This is a genomic window from Lacipirellula parvula, from assembly GCF_009177095.1.
Classification (GTDB): Bacteria; Planctomycetota; Planctomycetia; order Pirellulales; family Lacipirellulaceae; genus Lacipirellula; species Lacipirellula parvula.
On the sequence record NZ_AP021861.1, the window covers coordinates 1,792,383 to 1,807,470 of the forward strand.

Annotated in this window: 19 protein-coding genes, 1 tRNA gene and 1 pseudogene; 9 read left to right on the forward strand and 12 right to left on the reverse strand. The window is 58.3% G+C overall.

Annotation, left to right across the window (positions count from 1 at the left end):
* Positions 1-38: 38 nt before the first annotated feature.
* The 5 genes from PLANPX_RS06830 (at position 39) to PLANPX_RS06850 (ending at position 3,702) form a co-directional block, all read left to right on the forward strand.
* On the forward strand, positions 39-839 hold the full coding sequence (locus PLANPX_RS06830; RefSeq protein WP_152098012.1) for a hypothetical protein: 801 nt from the start codon (positions 39-41) through the stop codon (positions 837-839).
* A gap of 42 nt (positions 840-881) precedes the next feature.
* On the forward strand, positions 882-1,244 hold the full coding sequence (locus PLANPX_RS06835; protein ID WP_152098013.1) for a hypothetical protein: 363 nt from the start codon (positions 882-884) through the stop codon (positions 1,242-1,244).
* 22 nt (positions 1,245-1,266) lie between these two features.
* The gene (locus PLANPX_RS06840) at positions 1,267-1,488 is read left to right on the forward strand and encodes a hypothetical protein (protein WP_152098014.1); all 222 of its coding nucleotides are present in this window, start codon (positions 1,267-1,269) and stop codon (positions 1,486-1,488) included.
* Positions 1,475-1,753, forward strand: a complete 279-nt coding sequence (locus tag PLANPX_RS06845) for a hypothetical protein (protein WP_152098015.1) — start codon at positions 1,475-1,477, stop codon at positions 1,751-1,753. The genes PLANPX_RS06840 and PLANPX_RS06845 overlap by 14 nt, the downstream gene beginning before the upstream one ends.
* Positions 1,754-2,064: 311 nt before the next feature.
* Positions 2,065-3,702 carry a hypothetical protein gene (locus PLANPX_RS06850; RefSeq protein WP_152098016.1) on the forward strand — a complete coding sequence of 546 codons (1,638 nt, stop codon included), beginning with the start codon at positions 2,065-2,067 and terminating at the stop codon, positions 3,700-3,702.
* Between the two features lie 72 nt (positions 3,703-3,774).
* Here the strand turns inward: PLANPX_RS06850 and PLANPX_RS06855 are convergent, their stop codons facing one another.
* Positions 3,775-4,074: a hypothetical protein gene (locus PLANPX_RS06855; protein WP_152098017.1), complete on the reverse strand. Its 300-nt coding sequence runs from the start codon at positions 4,072-4,074 to the stop codon at positions 3,775-3,777.
* 394 nt (positions 4,075-4,468) lie between these two features.
* On the opposite strand from PLANPX_RS06855, the gene PLANPX_RS06860 reads away from it, so the two are divergent.
* Both PLANPX_RS06860 and PLANPX_RS06865 read left to right on the forward strand, forming a co-directional pair.
* Entirely contained in the window at positions 4,469-4,957 is a 489-nt protein-coding gene (locus tag PLANPX_RS06860; RefSeq protein WP_152098018.1) for a sigma factor-like helix-turn-helix DNA-binding protein, read from the forward strand.
* Positions 4,954-5,442 (forward strand): hypothetical protein, encoded by a 489-nt coding sequence (locus tag PLANPX_RS06865; protein WP_152098019.1) that lies wholly within the window; start codon positions 4,954-4,956, stop codon positions 5,440-5,442. Before PLANPX_RS06860 ends, PLANPX_RS06865 begins: the two co-directional genes overlap by 4 nt.
* Positions 5,443-5,567: 125 nt before the next feature.
* On the opposite strand, the gene PLANPX_RS06870 is transcribed toward PLANPX_RS06865, so the two are convergent.
* The 5 genes from PLANPX_RS06870 to PLANPX_RS06890 all read right to left on the reverse strand — a co-directional run bounded on the left by PLANPX_RS06870 (position 5,568) and on the right by PLANPX_RS06890 (position 9,628).
* On the reverse strand, positions 5,568-6,689 hold the full coding sequence (locus PLANPX_RS06870) for a helix-turn-helix domain-containing protein (protein WP_152098020.1): 1,122 nt from the start codon (positions 6,687-6,689) through the stop codon (positions 5,568-5,570).
* A gap of 104 nt (positions 6,690-6,793) precedes the next feature.
* Positions 6,794-7,537, reverse strand: a complete 744-nt coding sequence (locus tag PLANPX_RS06875) for a caspase family protein (protein ID WP_152098021.1) — start codon at positions 7,535-7,537, stop codon at positions 6,794-6,796.
* A complete protein-coding gene (locus PLANPX_RS06880) occupies positions 7,534-8,013 on the reverse strand; it encodes a hypothetical protein (RefSeq protein ID WP_152098022.1) in 480 nt (159 codons plus the stop codon). Before PLANPX_RS06880 ends, PLANPX_RS06875 begins: the two co-directional genes overlap by 4 nt.
* A gap of 216 nt (positions 8,014-8,229) precedes the next feature.
* A complete protein-coding gene (locus PLANPX_RS06885) occupies positions 8,230-9,135 on the reverse strand; it encodes an NYN domain-containing protein (protein WP_152098023.1) in 906 nt (301 codons plus the stop codon).
* Positions 9,136-9,271: 136 nt separating this feature from the next.
* Complete coding sequence (locus PLANPX_RS06890) at positions 9,272-9,628, reverse strand: J domain-containing protein (RefSeq protein WP_152098024.1); 357 nt, start codon at positions 9,626-9,628, stop codon at positions 9,272-9,274.
* A gap of 387 nt (positions 9,629-10,015) precedes the next feature.
* On the opposite strand from PLANPX_RS06890, the gene PLANPX_RS06895 reads away from it, so the two are divergent.
* Complete coding sequence (locus PLANPX_RS06895; RefSeq protein WP_152098025.1) at positions 10,016-10,591, forward strand: hypothetical protein; 576 nt, start codon at positions 10,016-10,018, stop codon at positions 10,589-10,591.
* Between the two features lie 907 nt (positions 10,592-11,498).
* On the opposite strand, the gene PLANPX_RS27930 is transcribed toward PLANPX_RS06895, so the two are convergent.
* The gene (locus PLANPX_RS27930; RefSeq protein ID WP_232536315.1) at positions 11,499-11,921 is read right to left on the reverse strand and encodes a hypothetical protein; all 423 of its coding nucleotides are present in this window, start codon (positions 11,919-11,921) and stop codon (positions 11,499-11,501) included.
* On the opposite strand from PLANPX_RS27930, the pseudogene PLANPX_RS28395 reads away from it, so the two are divergent.
* Positions 11,802-12,545: pseudogene (locus PLANPX_RS28395) on the forward strand (tyrosine-type recombinase/integrase); the annotation flags it as partial. The gene PLANPX_RS27930 and the pseudogene PLANPX_RS28395 sit on opposite strands and share 120 nt — an antisense overlap.
* Positions 12,546-12,747: 202 nt before the next feature.
* Here the strand turns inward: PLANPX_RS28395 and PLANPX_RS06905 are convergent.
* The 5 genes from PLANPX_RS06905 to PLANPX_RS06925 form a co-directional block, all read right to left on the reverse strand.
* Positions 12,748-12,820, reverse strand: a tRNA-Asn gene (locus PLANPX_RS06905).
* 222 nt (positions 12,821-13,042) lie between these two features.
* Positions 13,043-13,495 (reverse strand): ATP-binding protein, encoded by a 453-nt coding sequence (locus tag PLANPX_RS06910; RefSeq protein ID WP_152098026.1) that lies wholly within the window; start codon positions 13,493-13,495, stop codon positions 13,043-13,045.
* 31 nt (positions 13,496-13,526) lie between these two features.
* On the reverse strand, positions 13,527-13,880 hold the full coding sequence (locus tag PLANPX_RS06915; protein ID WP_152098027.1) for an STAS domain-containing protein: 354 nt from the start codon (positions 13,878-13,880) through the stop codon (positions 13,527-13,529).
* Between the two features lie 168 nt (positions 13,881-14,048).
* Entirely contained in the window at positions 14,049-14,594 is a 546-nt protein-coding gene (locus PLANPX_RS06920) for a hypothetical protein (RefSeq protein ID WP_152098028.1), read from the reverse strand.
* Positions 14,591-14,878 (reverse strand): hypothetical protein, encoded by a 288-nt coding sequence (locus tag PLANPX_RS06925; RefSeq protein WP_152098029.1) that lies wholly within the window; start codon positions 14,876-14,878, stop codon positions 14,591-14,593. Before PLANPX_RS06925 ends, PLANPX_RS06920 begins: the two co-directional genes overlap by 4 nt.
* Positions 14,879-15,088: the final 210 nt, after the last annotated feature.

The window sequence follows — 15,088 nt, forward strand, 5'->3', positions numbered from 1 at the left end:
TACTCTCATTCCTCAATCGATCTAGGACACGCCAAATCATGAGTTCCACACTTACCAGCGAGCCCACTAACGCGGCCTTCGAGATACTTGATCGCGTCGATGCTGACGCCGAACGCCGCTACCAAGAACTAATCATCGCAATGGTCGACGGCTCTGACCTCAGCGGCTACCGCATGAGAGACGTGCTGTTCGACGCCAGTCGCGATCGTGATGATCTGCAACGCCATGTCGGCCAACTAACCGCTAGACGTAAGGCCGCGCAGCAGCTGGCCGAGGGCTGCGAACTGGAGCCGATTGTTCAAGATCTCCAGCAGAAGTTCGACATCGCCGTCGAAACGATCAGGCGGGTTGAGGCAGAGTACATTGCGAGGTTGCAGGAACTCTCTACCGCCGTCGATGCGGCGAGAAACCAGCTTGAAAACGTCAAGCATCGGCGAACGCACCTGATGAGTGGAACAGTGCATCTACTCATGGGCACGTTACTCCACTCCCGCAAGCGGGAGATCGAGCAAATGGGCAGTCTCGATTGCCGACTCGGGAACCAGCGGCATCAGTACCGGGCGCGTAAAGGCCAGCTCGACAAGCTCATCGAGCCTGCCCAGCAATCAGTCGACGACCTGCGAAACCGGGTTGAAGAGCTGGCCGGCGACGCCAGCGCCAGTGTGGCAGTCGCGAACATTTCGGCGCAGTTGGCCGAAGCTCAGGATCGGTTGAATGCACTACTCGCAGAACGTGACGCAGGCGAACGCTGTCTCGCTCAGTACGACGAGCACCACGCCGCCTATGAGCAGGCGCAGCGTGAGGCGATGCAGGATTGGAAGGCGATGCAGTTCGACTGATCTACAGCAGCGGCTCTCCATCCACGCCTTGAATAATCACACATGAAGAAATCACGAGACGAGATCGCACTGATTTTAGCCCTGGCAACCGGTTCGTCGGTTCGCGAGGCAGCTGCGCTGTCTGGATTCAGCGAGCGCACCGCGCACCGACGGATCGGCGAGCCAGGTTTCCAGCAGCGAGTATCGTCGACGCGTGATGAACTGTGGGGCAAGGCGGTCGGCAAGCTTGCCAGCGTCGCTGCGACGGCTGTCACGACCCTGGAGGAGTTGCTCGGGTGCGACGACGCGAAGGTCCGCTTGGGGGCTGCGCGGGCGATCCTGGCGGTTTCCCCGCAACTGAGAGAGTGCATTGAGCATGAACGACGTCTGACAGAATTGGAGGCCCAACATGCGGGCGAGAAGTAGGACGAGGCTAGCGGCGATTAGCATGCGTCGTCGCGAAGCGACCCAATGCCTTGGACAGGAAGAGATTCGACGGCTGATGCTCGAGGTGGTCGCTAACGATCCGTCGCTGGTGGAATCGCGACTTCACGGAATTCAGACCACGGCCAGCGACGATCGCCTCCGCCGTTGCGTGAAGGAAGAGATTGACCGCCGCGGTGCGAGCCACCTGCTCCATTTCGTTGGAGGCGCGAATGCGATCAGCTAATAAGAATCGACTGAAGGCGTTCGATGCAAAAGCTCCGACCGAAGATTGGAAGCGAATCGCCGGCCGCAAGATGCTGCACGTTGTTCTGTACGACGACAAGTTCGCAGAGATGGCCCGCAAGCCGCACATCGTCGGTACGCCGCCGGAAGACGCGGCGCGGTACGAAGCGGAGGCGACAGCCTACTTCGTCGACCTATGCCGGCAGCACGGCGAGCATCGTTACGCCGACTTAATTCTCGCCGAGTCGTCCAAGGACGCGAACTAGACGACGAATCGCAAGACCCTGTAACCGCTTGCGCAAACACTTTACGCAACGCGCTGCACCAAGCGAGGCAATAATGGCAAACGAATTCTCTGATTCCGAACTGTACGACCCCACGGTCGTTGCCCGTATCGCTGAGGGGATGGCGGAGCAAGCAGCCGCATGGGAGGCGCTTGCCAAGGAATGGCGGCGCTCATGCCCCGATGTAATTACGCCTGCGATGTTCGCAAAACTGTCAGTTGACTGTGTCAAAGCATTTGAGGGCGGTGCAGAGTTCATGCGAGTCGCATCTGAACACCTTACGAGGATTAACAATGTCCGGACCGATCGTCAGAGAGGGGAGAATCATCCTCGGCGTCGAGTTGGCGATGCCCAAGCTCAACGCGTCGCCGATCAACAGCGCACTGGCTGACCAGCAGAAATCTATCGCTAAAGCCGCGTCAGACGCCGCCACCGTCTCTCAGAAGGCTACTGCGGCGATCGGCACCCAGTCAGCGGCGGTCGAGAAGCAAGCGTCTGCATGGGACAAGAACGTTGATGCGTTGTCGAAGGCCGGGAAGGCTCAGCAGCAGACGAACGCTTGGATGAACGACGTTGACGCCGCCGTGAAGGAGGCAACCGATTCAATCGAAGCCAAGTCAGCGGCAGAGCAGGCTGCCAAGGATAAGGCGGAGAAGCTTGCGAAAGCGAACATCGAATTGGTCGACAGTTCGGTGAAGGCCGCCAAGGGAGCGATGCAAATGGCCCGCGGCTTCGCGTTGCTCGCCGGCTCCGAAGATGAGAGCATCGCTGCCGCGGTGAAACATGTCTTCTTCATCCAAGGGCTGTTGGACGTCGCTGACGGTGCGGTCAAAGTTCAAAAAGCGCTCGCGAAAGCGTATGCCGCGTCGGCTGCTGCGGCAGCAGCGTCGGCGGGGGCGACTAGTAGCCTTACGGTTGCGGTCAACGCGTTGAATATGACGGTCGCGAAGAATCCGTACCTGATCGTCGGCGCAGTGGCCTTATGGGCGGTGGTTGAGGTTTACAACGCGCTGACGACGTCCACCTCCGAAGCCGCAGCGGCAGAGCAACGATATCAAGACGCGATCAGCAAGTCAGTTGCTGACCGGGAAGCATACATCGAACAGCTGCGCATCATGAACGATGCTCAGCTTGAGCGGATCGGCTACCTCGATACCGCGGCGCAGAAAGAAGAGGCGCTGAACAAAGCCCGTGGTCAAAACACGGGGGCGATTACAACCGGCGCGATCGACACGGCCCGCAGCGGCCGCTTCGATCCGGCTGAGAACGTCGCGATGCTTGAGGAAGCCGTGGCGGCTGTCGAGCACGAGAAGGCGGTCACCAAAGTGTTGCTGGACCTTGAGAAGGACCAAGCCGAGGTGGCCGCGAAGAAGATCGACGACCAAATTCAGTTGATCGAGCTTCGCGAGCGAGAGCTGAAGCAATCGAAGGACGCCCTCAAAGCGGAAGAGGAAAAGAGCCGAGCGATCCGCGCTCAAATCGGCGCCCTCAACGGCGGCGAACAGGCACGCCTACGCAAGCTGCTCGAAGCGGCGAACAACGGCGACCTAACCCGGCAGCAGGCTTTGCAGCTGCAGAAGCTCGGCGGGCAAGCCGGGCAGGACATCGCCGCGGTGTTCCTTGCCAAGCTCGACCAAGGGCTCGGCGCACTTGCTCAGAAGACGCGCGCGAAGGTCACGGGCGAGGACCCGATGGCAGTAGCGCAAGCCGAGATGCAGCGGCGCCGGCAAGCCGAGATGCAGGCGACCGGCGGAAAGCCTCCGGAGCAAGCAATATCTGATCTCCAGCAAATGCGTCAGGACATTGAGCTTGAAGCCGACAACGTGTCGCGTGCCCTTACGAAAACGTTACGCGAACTAGTTGAGCGGATTCAGCGGCTAGAAACCGAGGCGAGCCAGCAGAGGCGAGCTGCTCGGCAGAACGGCAAGTGATAACCGACGCCTAGTCGGAGTTCTTTGACAATTTGACCCGCTCCGCCGGCGTTGCGAACCGCGCGGAGCACCCTACGGGGCTGAATGAGTGTTGCGCCGAGTGTTGGCCTCGATGTCGACGAGCAGAGCGATCGCCTCGATCGTCGCCATCGACCAGAGGTAGGCGACCGTCGCCCCAGCCGCAATCAGGATTCCGGTAATCAAACGCGACAACGCGATAGCCGGCAAGCTCCCCAAGAAGCTCAGTGCACTGAACATCATGAGCAGGACCGCGGCGAGAGCCAAAGCGAAGCTAACGTTGGTTGCAATTCGCAGCCAGTAGAGCAGCTGCTCTACGCGATTGTGACGTGCACTGTATGAGGTCGACGACATGCGAGGGCTCCTGGCCGTAGTAATGGGAGATCGAATTGACTCCAACTCCGCCATCTTACTTCCCATCCGAGCACTGAGAACGGGAGTCGCAGCGTTAATTTAGTCTTTCATGGACTGGAACTGTGTGATTGCTTGCCCTGCTTTAGAGCCTCCGTGTAAATGGCCGGTCCCGCCGCGCTGCGGTAATAGGGGCAGCAAACGTCACGCATCATCTGCAGCGAACCTGCTCCACGGGCGTCGGTTCCTGCGCGACGCTTCCACTGATTGAATAATCGGATATACTTTGCCCCGTCCGGAAATCGAGAGCTAGCCTGTGCTTGTCGTTGTGCGTTACACTTTCGTCGTTCTTAGTGGAGCGATCACCCCCCCCAAAAAAAATGACCGAGGTATTTGAGTGGAACTCAGCGATCTTAAACGCCTCAGTAAGCACGAGGTGACGGACCTACTGCGCGAACTAAGCTTTCGCGAGCGAGAAGTACTCAGACTACTTGGAGGCGTCTCCGACGGTTACGAATACACCCTCGATGAGGTTGCGCACATATTCGGTATTGATGCTGAATCAATTCAAACTATTGCGAATCGCGCCTGGGTGAAACTTCAGCAGGGGAGTTTATTAAGGGACTCTGTGACCGGCAGCATCGATGTTAGCACAGGGCGTGTTCAGGTCAGTGGTGTCGCTGTGATCGGAGAGGCGCGTTCAGATGGAGTCGAGGTAACTCTCGCCCTGCCGGAGTTTGCTGACGATGAAGCAATCGTAGATACACTCGTGGATCTGTATCGCGCATTAAACGATATGCACGTCGCCGCTGGCGGGGGCGGACTGAAGGTCGACGAAGGGCAATCACTCGCGGGCATGCTTTCCGTAGAGGGGGTGCCGCAATGAGCAACGAGATCGAGGAAGGCAAGGAGTCCATCAAACTGACGCTGACCGAGCGGTCCCCCACTCCGCGTCCAGGTGTTATCGAGACGATGCTTGAAGACCTGCGCCAGGCAATGCCAGGGATGCTGAGCGACCTTGGAGGAAGCGGCCGGATGTGGGCTCGTGGCAAGTCAGAGCAAGAAGTTGCTCGAGCAAAAGAGATTGTCAGTCAAGCTATTGAGCGAATCGGCAAGCTTTCGCTCGAAGAGCAAGACCAGATACATCGGCACGGCATAGAGCGAGAGAAGCACGACGCAGAGATGGAGCGAGCGAGGGTGGCGTGTTACCTCGAATCGCTTGATCGGGTCATTGCCATAGCGCAGCGACTTACGGAGATGGGAGCAGAGGTCGATATACAGGCGCTCATTGCTGGCGTCTCCTCAGCCGGCGGCTGGGCAAAGATTGGGCAGATAGCCGCATCGCTAGAAGTGAAGCCGACTGATGAATAGCGACGATCACGCCAACCAGTCCTATGTGGACTAAAACTGCCATCCGCAAAGTGAGCGGGGCCAACTGTTTCCGACCGAGCGCGGCGATCCACGTAGTAAGATCCGGTGCAACTTTTATCGACCGCTTAACGCCAGAGTTGCCGAGGAAGTGGCTCGCCCAAGTCAAAAGAATGAAACATTTCTTTGGATACGTCGAAGACTAAGGCAAAGCGTGATTCGTCGTCGGTAATTTCATCGATCGTGCAGGTATGGTCGGATCTGTACGCTCCATCAGGGAAGCCGACCCCAACGGATGATTCCTTGTGGCAATACATTTGCAGTCCCGTGACGCCACCAGCGCCGACTGTCAGGCGCAGTAGCCCAGGGTGCGATACATCACCTCGTTCGTAAAATTGCGATGCGGATTTAACGAATCTCAAAAGCCTGACTGCGAGATCCATTCCGCCAAGTCTGCGATCCGTCATCGCCGAGCGATAATCGCGGAGTGCGAACAGATCTCCGACTCTTCCGCATGATGCTACTAAGACGTCGCTGACGTTTCCCATCTTCGTTTTATCGATGCCCATGTAACCATCCGGGCATCTTGCAGGGAAGGTATCGAATACACCGTAGCGGCAGGCCTCCAATTCGCAAATGCTTTCGTGGGGAAACTCGGGACAAATGTGAAACCAAAAGTACGGAGATCCAGGCGTTTTAAATCGACTAGTAAAGCGTTCAATGCTGCGTGACAGCAGTTGCTCTCGCTTCGACTCTGGCGACTCACGGCGCTTTAAGAGGTGTGCAATTCTATCGAGATTTGCCAGTTCAAACCTGTCGCCTACGTCATTTGTCCTGATGTAAATATGAGTGGCATTCGTTATCGAGTGGGGCGCGGCGATACTCTCATGGATTCTGGCTACAACAAATACCCGGCTCGGATCGGTGGGGTGCGCAATCACGGGACTAAGCTCGGGCGTGATCGGCGGATAGATCCGATCACGGCAGATCTGTGTCAATCGCTCGGAAATGCCGGGCTTGCTGGCCATCCCCGGCTCGGCACCATCTGGTATGTTGGTCGTTTTGTCCGCGTGAACGCCGAACAGGATAATGCCGCCTCTAGTATTCGCTAGCGCAGCGACCACTTTCTCCACGTTTTGTGGTATCTCAAGCTTGTAGTCGAGTTGAGCGCCCTCTGGAATTCCTGCCCGGCAGAACGCGTTGATATCGTCGTAAGTGATTAGCGATAGCTGCTTATTCCAAAGAGACATATTTGGTTGCAATAGGGACTAGCTGACGAGTCGGCAATTTGTGGTACAGAGCACGCCAGCTACGAAGTCTTGTGGGCTGCTCACTCACGTCTGATGCGGCTGAGTTAGTACGTAAAAACGGTGAATGGATAGTGGGTCATTCTGCGCCCTGCTTGGATCTGCGGCTTCTGTTGTTTGTCTTTCTGAGCCACGACAGCGGCAGCCCCATTGAATGCGTCAAACGAACTTAAGACCCCGGTTTTTTTGTTATCGGCCCATGCCTCGCCTATGTCGATCAGCGCCTGCGAGAAGTATCCCCCGTTATTCGTTTCTCCTGCCGTCTGATTGAGGTCGCACGAATAAAAGTACACCGCACCCGCTGGGGCAGTGAGCACAGATATATCAAACACCTTCCGGCATCTATCGCGATTGGGTCCGAGAGCGGCCATTTTTGCATTTAGGGAGAGCCGAAATGCAGTTGCAGACTCTTCGGCTTCGATGAGAGTTACGTTTCGGCACGAGTCTGCAATGATCAACGATCTGGGATTTCCCGGATTTAGCTTCGAGACTGCCACTTCCTCGGTGTCATTAATGCAGAGACGCGTTTCGTCGACACCTTTACCTTTAGCGTGGTAACCGTGCCCCGAAAAAGTGACGAACGAATAGTCTTTCGTGCTCGCCGAATTGACCCACTTCAATAGTTCCTTTTCGGTTGGATGGCTGAGAATACAGATCTCGCTGGATTCCCAGGCGCCACCGATCGCAGACTCCAAGTACGCTTTGAATTTGACCACATCAGCTCTAGCGCCTGGAAGGTCGACGTGCCCTTTGAGCTTGGATGACTCAACTAAGATCGCTTGGCGACTCAAACTTCACCTCCGGTGATCGCGTGAATACGACTCGTAACGAATTGTCTAAATGGAACTTTATACGCTTCTTGATTAAGTGGGTCGTGAAGCCACCATCGCTGATGCGATTTGATAAGCTCGTCGGGGTAGAGAATGTGCTTCATTTTGTCGAGATCGCCGTCGCAAAACTCCCAGCATTGCTCAAGCACGTTGAACACGTGACAGCAGTAGAATTCGTATCGCGTTGCGTCTTCGTCCCCGCGAGGCTTGCTAGGCCACTCATCGCAAAATGCCTGAGTCTCTAGAAATGGGTACGCGATCGCCCATTCCATGAGCCGCATATTGCCTTCACGCAATGCGCGTCGTTCATCGCCAGCAATCGTCCTCCTCGCGGTGACCCACGCTACGATGGCAGATATGATGACGCCAGCGAGCGCTACAGTTAAATCTGCGCTGCTTCCCGATTCTGCTAACACGAAAAGTACCTGCGTTTCCATTTGAAGTTGGGTGGACGAGGTAAGGCTGCAAGTTGCGCGACGAGGCCGTAATCTTGACATCATCGCCGGCAATTCGCAAGCAGTCGTGGCAGGACTGGAACCAGCTGGCGCAAAGCGAGTGACCGTATCCACTTAGAAGAGGGGGCGGCTCACGTTGATGCGTGAGGCGGTGCAAATTACCCCGCATTCGCTGAAATCTGACGGCCGAGACGGTAGTTATTCAACTAGTCCGGCTGGCCTGGCTGCCGGCTTCGTGAGTTCCTGGACGTGAGCTGGAAACGCATCCCTGTACTCGGCGGTGATCTTGGAGACTTTGAACGAATGGCCTAGAGCTTCAACTTGTCGGCAAAGTATGTGTGCATCAGGGTGCGAATAGCGAAGCACCTGGCCCTCGCCGCTATCGATCAGAAGGGCAAAGTGCGATTCGGGAAATATCTTAGCCAACCTCGCCAGCTGGCCACTCTCTGTATTGCCGCTACCGATCAGGTGCCATCGGTCGACCGCTCGTCCTTCGCGGGCAAAGTGATGCTCTACACCACCAATCACAAAACTACTCTCCGTAACTAGCTTGTTCGCACCGCGAAATGCGTCACTGCATGCAAAATAGAGATCACGAAAATCGAGTGTGCTCCCTTCATCGGCGGCATCCCGGAGTCGCGGACTGATCGATGTATGCACGTACATAAGCGATACGTACATTCCGGCGCGCACCAGTGCTTCAATTGCTGGAACGAAATCTTGGTCGCCCGCAAGGAGCGTAACTGAATCCATGTTCCGATTGAGGGTGTGAGAAAGCATGTCGACAGCGAGCTTTACGTCGACCTGCTTCTGTTGCTGCTTTCTGCCGCTCGTGAGAACGCCTTCGGCGACATGCACGCCTGGCAGGCGCTTCGTCGCAGCGATACATTCGCGGTACTCCTCGCCGCGGTGTGTGGCTTTGTCGTCAGGCGGGCAGTCATAATAGAACGTCTTGAAGTACCTCTCGGAGATATGCTCGCAATCCCAGCCGAAGTGCTCTATTCCGAAAAAGTCTTTTGCGAACTGATTGATTCGCTCGCGCAGATATCCACCGTCAATAAAGAGGTAGTTTCGGTCCTTTCGATCAAATCCATGACGTCCCATAACGCCCAATCTCGCCCCTTCGCATGCGGATTGCAAGCTTTTCGGAGAATCGGTCGCACAGAATGGAACGTGACGCGTTGCGAGCAGCAGGCGTGACCGCTGAGTTGGATTCCGCAGACGGCTGCGAGATAAGCTATTAGGACGCGTGGGCGATTCGCCCCTCTGCGTGCGCCATCGCCTGCTCAAAATTCTGCTGCAGCAGCGTGAATGCTTCCAAGTCGCCGCCGTGGTCCGGGTGGGCCTCCATGGCGAGCGATCGGTAAGCGGCGAGCACGTCTTCGGGTGTCGCGTCTGCGTGGAGCCCAAGTGCCTCGAAACTGTTCGGAACGTAGTGGCAAGGTGATCCCGTCTTCAGGACCGGCTCAACTCCGGGAACGTCCGTCTCTGGCTCAGTTGCGATCCGGTAGCGCCGAAGAATGCCATTGAGCATCACCAGCGATGCGAAGGCAATCGCGGCTACGATCGTCAGCTGCAGCGGGTCTAGGCCTAGCATCGCGTTCTCCGGGTGTGTGTACGGTTCGAACAATGCAATGGCTGTGCCACCTGGCGATCTTGCTTTTCGCTCGCGCAACGTCCATACTGTCCCTTGTCAGCTAACCGCTGACCGGCCGTGGAAAGCCGTAGCAAGGACAATTCGATGATTGGTACATCAGACCGTAGGCCCGGTAGTGTGGGCACGCGTAGTAGCTTTGATCCGCGTAGGCGGGGAGCGAAGACGTGTGCGGGTGACTTGCTCACCTTTCCAACCGCATTACCGGGCCTACGGTCTTTTCGCGTCGTCATCGGGTTGTCAGAGTCGCCTCAGTCCAAGGGGCGAACGCCCCGCTGGGGCGGCTTCTTTTCGCGACGATCCGAGCGGCGCCATGGAAGGATTCAAGCCATGCAGGTCTCGGAAACTATCGTTCTCGAATTGAAGGATGGCCGCGCAACCGTTTCGACCGCCGATCTGATGCGGATTATCGAGATGCCATCCGGCAGGGTCGTCGGTGATCTCGCCGAGATGGAAGAGACTTCAATGGAAGTCACGTCGGACGACGACCGCAAGCGATTTGGGCCATGGCGGATCGCAGTCGACTACCACCTCCTTAGCATCCTGGAGCGCTCCCAGGTAACGCTGCACCAACTCGCCGTTCCGCCGATTCCGAAGGGTCACTGCCACTACTGCGGCGCATGGGGGCACAAGGAAAAGGGGAAGCGTAAGTACAGCTGCGGCACCATCAGCAAGAGAGACAAGAAACTCGGCTACTGGCGCAAGGGCGAGCAGACGATCGAGTGTCGCACCGGCGAGCTAGAGCGGCTGCACATCATGGTGCAGAAGTCAGAGTTGCTGCGGAAGGTGCTAACGGACGCTGGCGTGGTGATCGACAATCCGGAGTACTGGTGGCTGATCGACGGTCGCCCGGATGACAGCCAGTTCACGACGATGCCGCACGGACGGTATGCGGAGAGTGCGTGACGATCGCCGCATTCCCGCCGCGGGCAGGCGGCGGCTGTTTTATGTCGCCATTGAATTTGTTGTTGCGTGGCAACGACTTAAAGGCGATCGGCGACTCTAAAACGGCGATCTTGTCGCCACCCCTCCGCAGGAGCAGTAACCCTGAAGGCTATGTGGACGTGTAGACAAATTAAGAGAAGGCGTCAGGGAACTCCTCGCGAGCCTGCGATTGCGGAATTACATGAGCCTCGCGATCACCATATCGCCAATAGGCATTGCACACATCGCACTTATGCAGAAAAGCATGCTGTTCCATTGATTCCGAAATTTGCCGCGGTGATGCCAAGGACGCCGAATGTACGCCGGCCCGGCAAGCTTCGCATCCTTGGGTCTTCCACCTGTCCCTCGGAGTTACGTCGTCCATCAGAGTTACGATCCACCAAGTTCGAATAGCGTCAACAGATTCTAAATCCGGACCGTGGGAGGGGCAATCAAACGGCCGCCGATCACAGTTAACGTGTTGCCAGTTAGCGACTTAACCCCGTGACGAAGCCTCTCCGCGATCGCGCGCACCAACCGGGACCGAATCAGCCCGTTTTCGCTGACGTCGAGCAGAAAAGCCCGGGGAAAGTGCCGGGCCTGACCAGTACCGAAGCCGCCGACAAAGCGGCGCATAGATAAACGGCGAGCCCTGGAATGCCCCTCTGACCCAGGGCTCGCCGCTGACAGGAAGTGAGCAAACGTAGCTCACGAATTCGCAGCCCGCCATTTGTACTGGCGGGCTCTTTTTCCGCCCTCGCGTGCACCGGATTTCGCCCGGCGCGCGAGGCAGTGAACACGCAACTCAAGAAGCGGCCGCACGTTGGCGACCGCGTAACTAGTCCGTGAAGGACTCAACATCGAAAGGTAGATGCAAATGGCCAGTTTATCAAAAGACAAGTCCGGCAACAGAACGATCCAGTTCGTCGCCGGCGATCGCAAGCGCCGCTCGATACGACTGGGCAAGATCCCCCAGAAAGCCGCCGACACGATCAAGGCGAAGGCGGAATCGCTGAATGCCGCGGCGATCTCGCAGACCAGCTGGGACGCTGAGACGGCCGCTTGGGTGGGCAAGCTCGAGTCGCTGCTCTACGACAAGCTCGCCAACGTCGGGCTCGTGCCGAAGAAAGCCGCGCCCGAGAAGTCGACGCTCAGCGCGTTCCTGACGGCTTACATCAAGGGGCGGACCGACGTGAAGCCGACAACGCGCGAGCACCTGCAGCGGGCGCAGCGCAATCTCGTCGAGTACTTTGGCGCTGCCAAGGCGTTGACCGACATCTCCGCGGGCGACGCCGACGACTTCCGCCTCCATCTGTCGCAAACGCTCGGCCCGAACACAGTGCGGCGGATCTGCGGCCGCGCGAAGCAGTTCTTCCGCGCAGCGCAGCGCAAGCGCCTACTCGTCGACAGCCCATTCGCCGACATGAAGGAGACCAACGTGAAAGCCAACAAGAGCCGCGAGTTCTTCATCACGCGCGAGATGGCTGCCAAGGTGCTCGAAGCCTGCCCGGACGCGCAGTGGCGACTCCTGTTCGCTCTGAGCCGCTTTGGCGGACTGCGATGCCCCTCCGAGCACATGCAGCTTCGTTGGGTCGACGTCGACTGGGCTAACGACCGCGTGACGATCCGCAGCCCGAAGACTGAGCACCACGAAGGGAAGGGGAGACGCGTCATTCCGATCTTCCCGGAACTGCGGCCGTACCTGGAAGACGCCTGGGCGCTGGTCGAGGAGTCGGTGATGGCGCTCGACCCCGAGGAACGGGCGAAGGTGTTCGTGATCACCCGCTATCGCCACAAGAACGCGAACTTGCGCACTCAGTTCGAGCGGATCATCGAAAGGGCAGGGCTGAGCGCTTGGCCGAAGATCTTCCACAACCTGCGGAGCACGCGGGAGACGGAACTGGCCGAAACCTTCCCGATGCACGTCGTCTGCGAGTGGATCGGCAACAGCCAGGCGGTCGCGGCGAAGCACTACCTGCAGGTGACCGACGAGCACTTCGCAACTGGGGCCGCGCCGGCGGTGCAGAATGCGGTGCAGCCAGCGTCGGCCAGCGAGAGCCCGGATGCGTCCGCAGTCCAGCCAGAAACGAAAAAGTCCACTGCTGACGCAAGTGGTCAGCAGTGGACAGATGTTCAAGCTCCCCCGCGAGGACTCGAACCTCGGACAAAGCGATTAACAGTCGCTTGCTCTACCAACTGAGCTACAGGGGAATAGCCCGCCAAGTGGCGTTGAACTACTCAAAATATCTTACCGCCCGAGGGCCGGCAAGGGGACAGATCGGCTGCGGGCGGGCTGTTTCGCGAACAACTCGCCGCACGAGCCGGGATGGAACGATTTTGCCCATCGTGCAGGCCGAAGAGCGGCGACTGCAGCTGGGTGGCGGCCCTATTGGCGGCAGGCCCCCGCCGAACGCCAACGGCCCATCGCCGTCGTTAGTCGCACCGGCACCCGTTCGCCGGGACGCCCATCCGCTTTTCCATCGTCAGGCAGTTGCCCAGCTCGTTGTATTCCATCAACGTCATGTAGGCCTTCATTAGGGCCAAGCCGCGGCCGCCGGCAACTTCCAGGCGGTCGGGGTCGCAGCAGTCGGGCACTTTGCGCGGGTCGAAACCCGGGCCTTCGTCGCAGACGCGGATCCAGAACCGCTCGCTGCTCATGTAGCAGTCGATGGCGACCCGCTTCGCTGGATCTTCCTTGTTGCCATGACGAATGGCGTTGGAGATCGACTCCTCAAGCGCCATGTGAATCGCGAACAAGTCTCCATGCTGCCAGCCGAACGCCTCCAATTGGTCGATAATCGACTGCATGAAGTCGTGATAGGCCGTCAGCGAGCTCGGCAGTGATACCTGGAGCGTACGTTCGTCGGATGACGGCGTGGCAGACATGGCGCCTCTGTTCCGAGAAAGCGCGGGGGATCTACAGCACAGCCAATGCGTCGGCTTCGCTGTCCTTGATCTTGAACAACTTATCCAAATTCGTGATCGCGAAGACCTGGTAAATCTCCGGCGAAATATTGGTGAGAATCATCTGGGCGCCGGTCCGCTTCGCCTTCTTCTCGAAGGTGATCAGCTTGCCAAGCGCGGCGCTCGACAGAAACTCGACGTTCGCAAAGTTCAGGACAATCTTCTTGCGATCGTCCTTCTCAATCAAATCGAATAGCTCTTGGCCGAGCTCCTGGATCGCGACCGGGTCGATGATCTTCTGGTCCTTGAAATGGACCACGGAAATATTGGCCGACTCGGCAATTTGCAAACGACGCGGACTGGCCATGCGATGAAAGTCCCAATTCGATGAACGAATGATTTCGCGGTGCTCGAACCGCGGCGCGAATCTGGCCAAACAGCGTCTGGCGGCAGCCCGGCAAGCACGGCTAGCAGCCATTTGATGATATCGCGGTAACTTGGGCCAAGCAAGTTGCGGCAGGAACCTCCTCAACCCTTAGGGAGCCCCTTTCGCAGCCTCCTGGGCCACGGATTCCGGCGGGGGAGGGGGGGCCGCCGACCGGAACACGGCCCGGCTGATCAGCAGGAAATTTCGCCCCGAGTACTCGGTCACCCGGCCGCTGATGCTCCAGCTGACGCTTTCAGGCTCTTCCACCGTCTGCAGCACCCGCGACACCCGTTCGAGATTCAGGTTCGGCAACCCGCCAATTTCGCGGTTCTGGCCGTCGATGAAGGTGAGCGTATCGCCCACCTGCCGGAAGCGGCCGATGACGTTTTTCAGCTCGGTTCCTTCGCGGAGTCGCAGCTTCCCCGCCTCGGCGGCTTCCTTCTCCTGGCGATTGGCGCCAATCGGCGTATTAGCCGAGTGCGAACCCGCTACATCGGCAGCGCCTGGCGCCGCAAAGCCAGCTCGCTCAGCCGCCGCTGGCGGCGTTGCCTGATCGTCGGCCATGCCGTAGCCTGCGAGCGATACGCCAAGCGTCGCCGCTGCCGCCGACGCGACCAACCGTTGCGAGATGTCGAACCGCCGGCGAGCCATCATCCCCCCGGCTTTCGCATCGCAAGGCTGTGCAAAATCAGCACGCCGCCAATCGACATCAGGCACCAGCCAATCCACTCAGGCGGTTGAATCGTCTTCTGATGCCCGGCGCCCATATCGCTCGTCACCGCGAGCAGAGCGTGATCGCCGGCCGAGGCGTTTGTCCGTTGGGCGAGAAACTTCGTCGCCTCGTGCGTGAGCGTGTAGGTGCTCACCATCCGCAGTTGGAGCCCGATCAATAGGATGACCACTCCAATGAAGAAGTATTGATTGCGGTTCAGTTCCATCGGAGCGCCACTCCACGCTAAGGCAAATCGACAAGGCCGCCGAGACGAACGAGCGTCGTCCGTTCGTGGCGGAATGAATCTATTCGTGCTTGTTGAAGAGATATCGAGCCGCGGCGCAATTCGACTGAAGTCGAGCTGCCACGGCGCCGATGCGGAGGGTCTTGTCGAAGATGCCGCAGCGCTCGGAAGCGCCGGCTATGCCGAACGCCC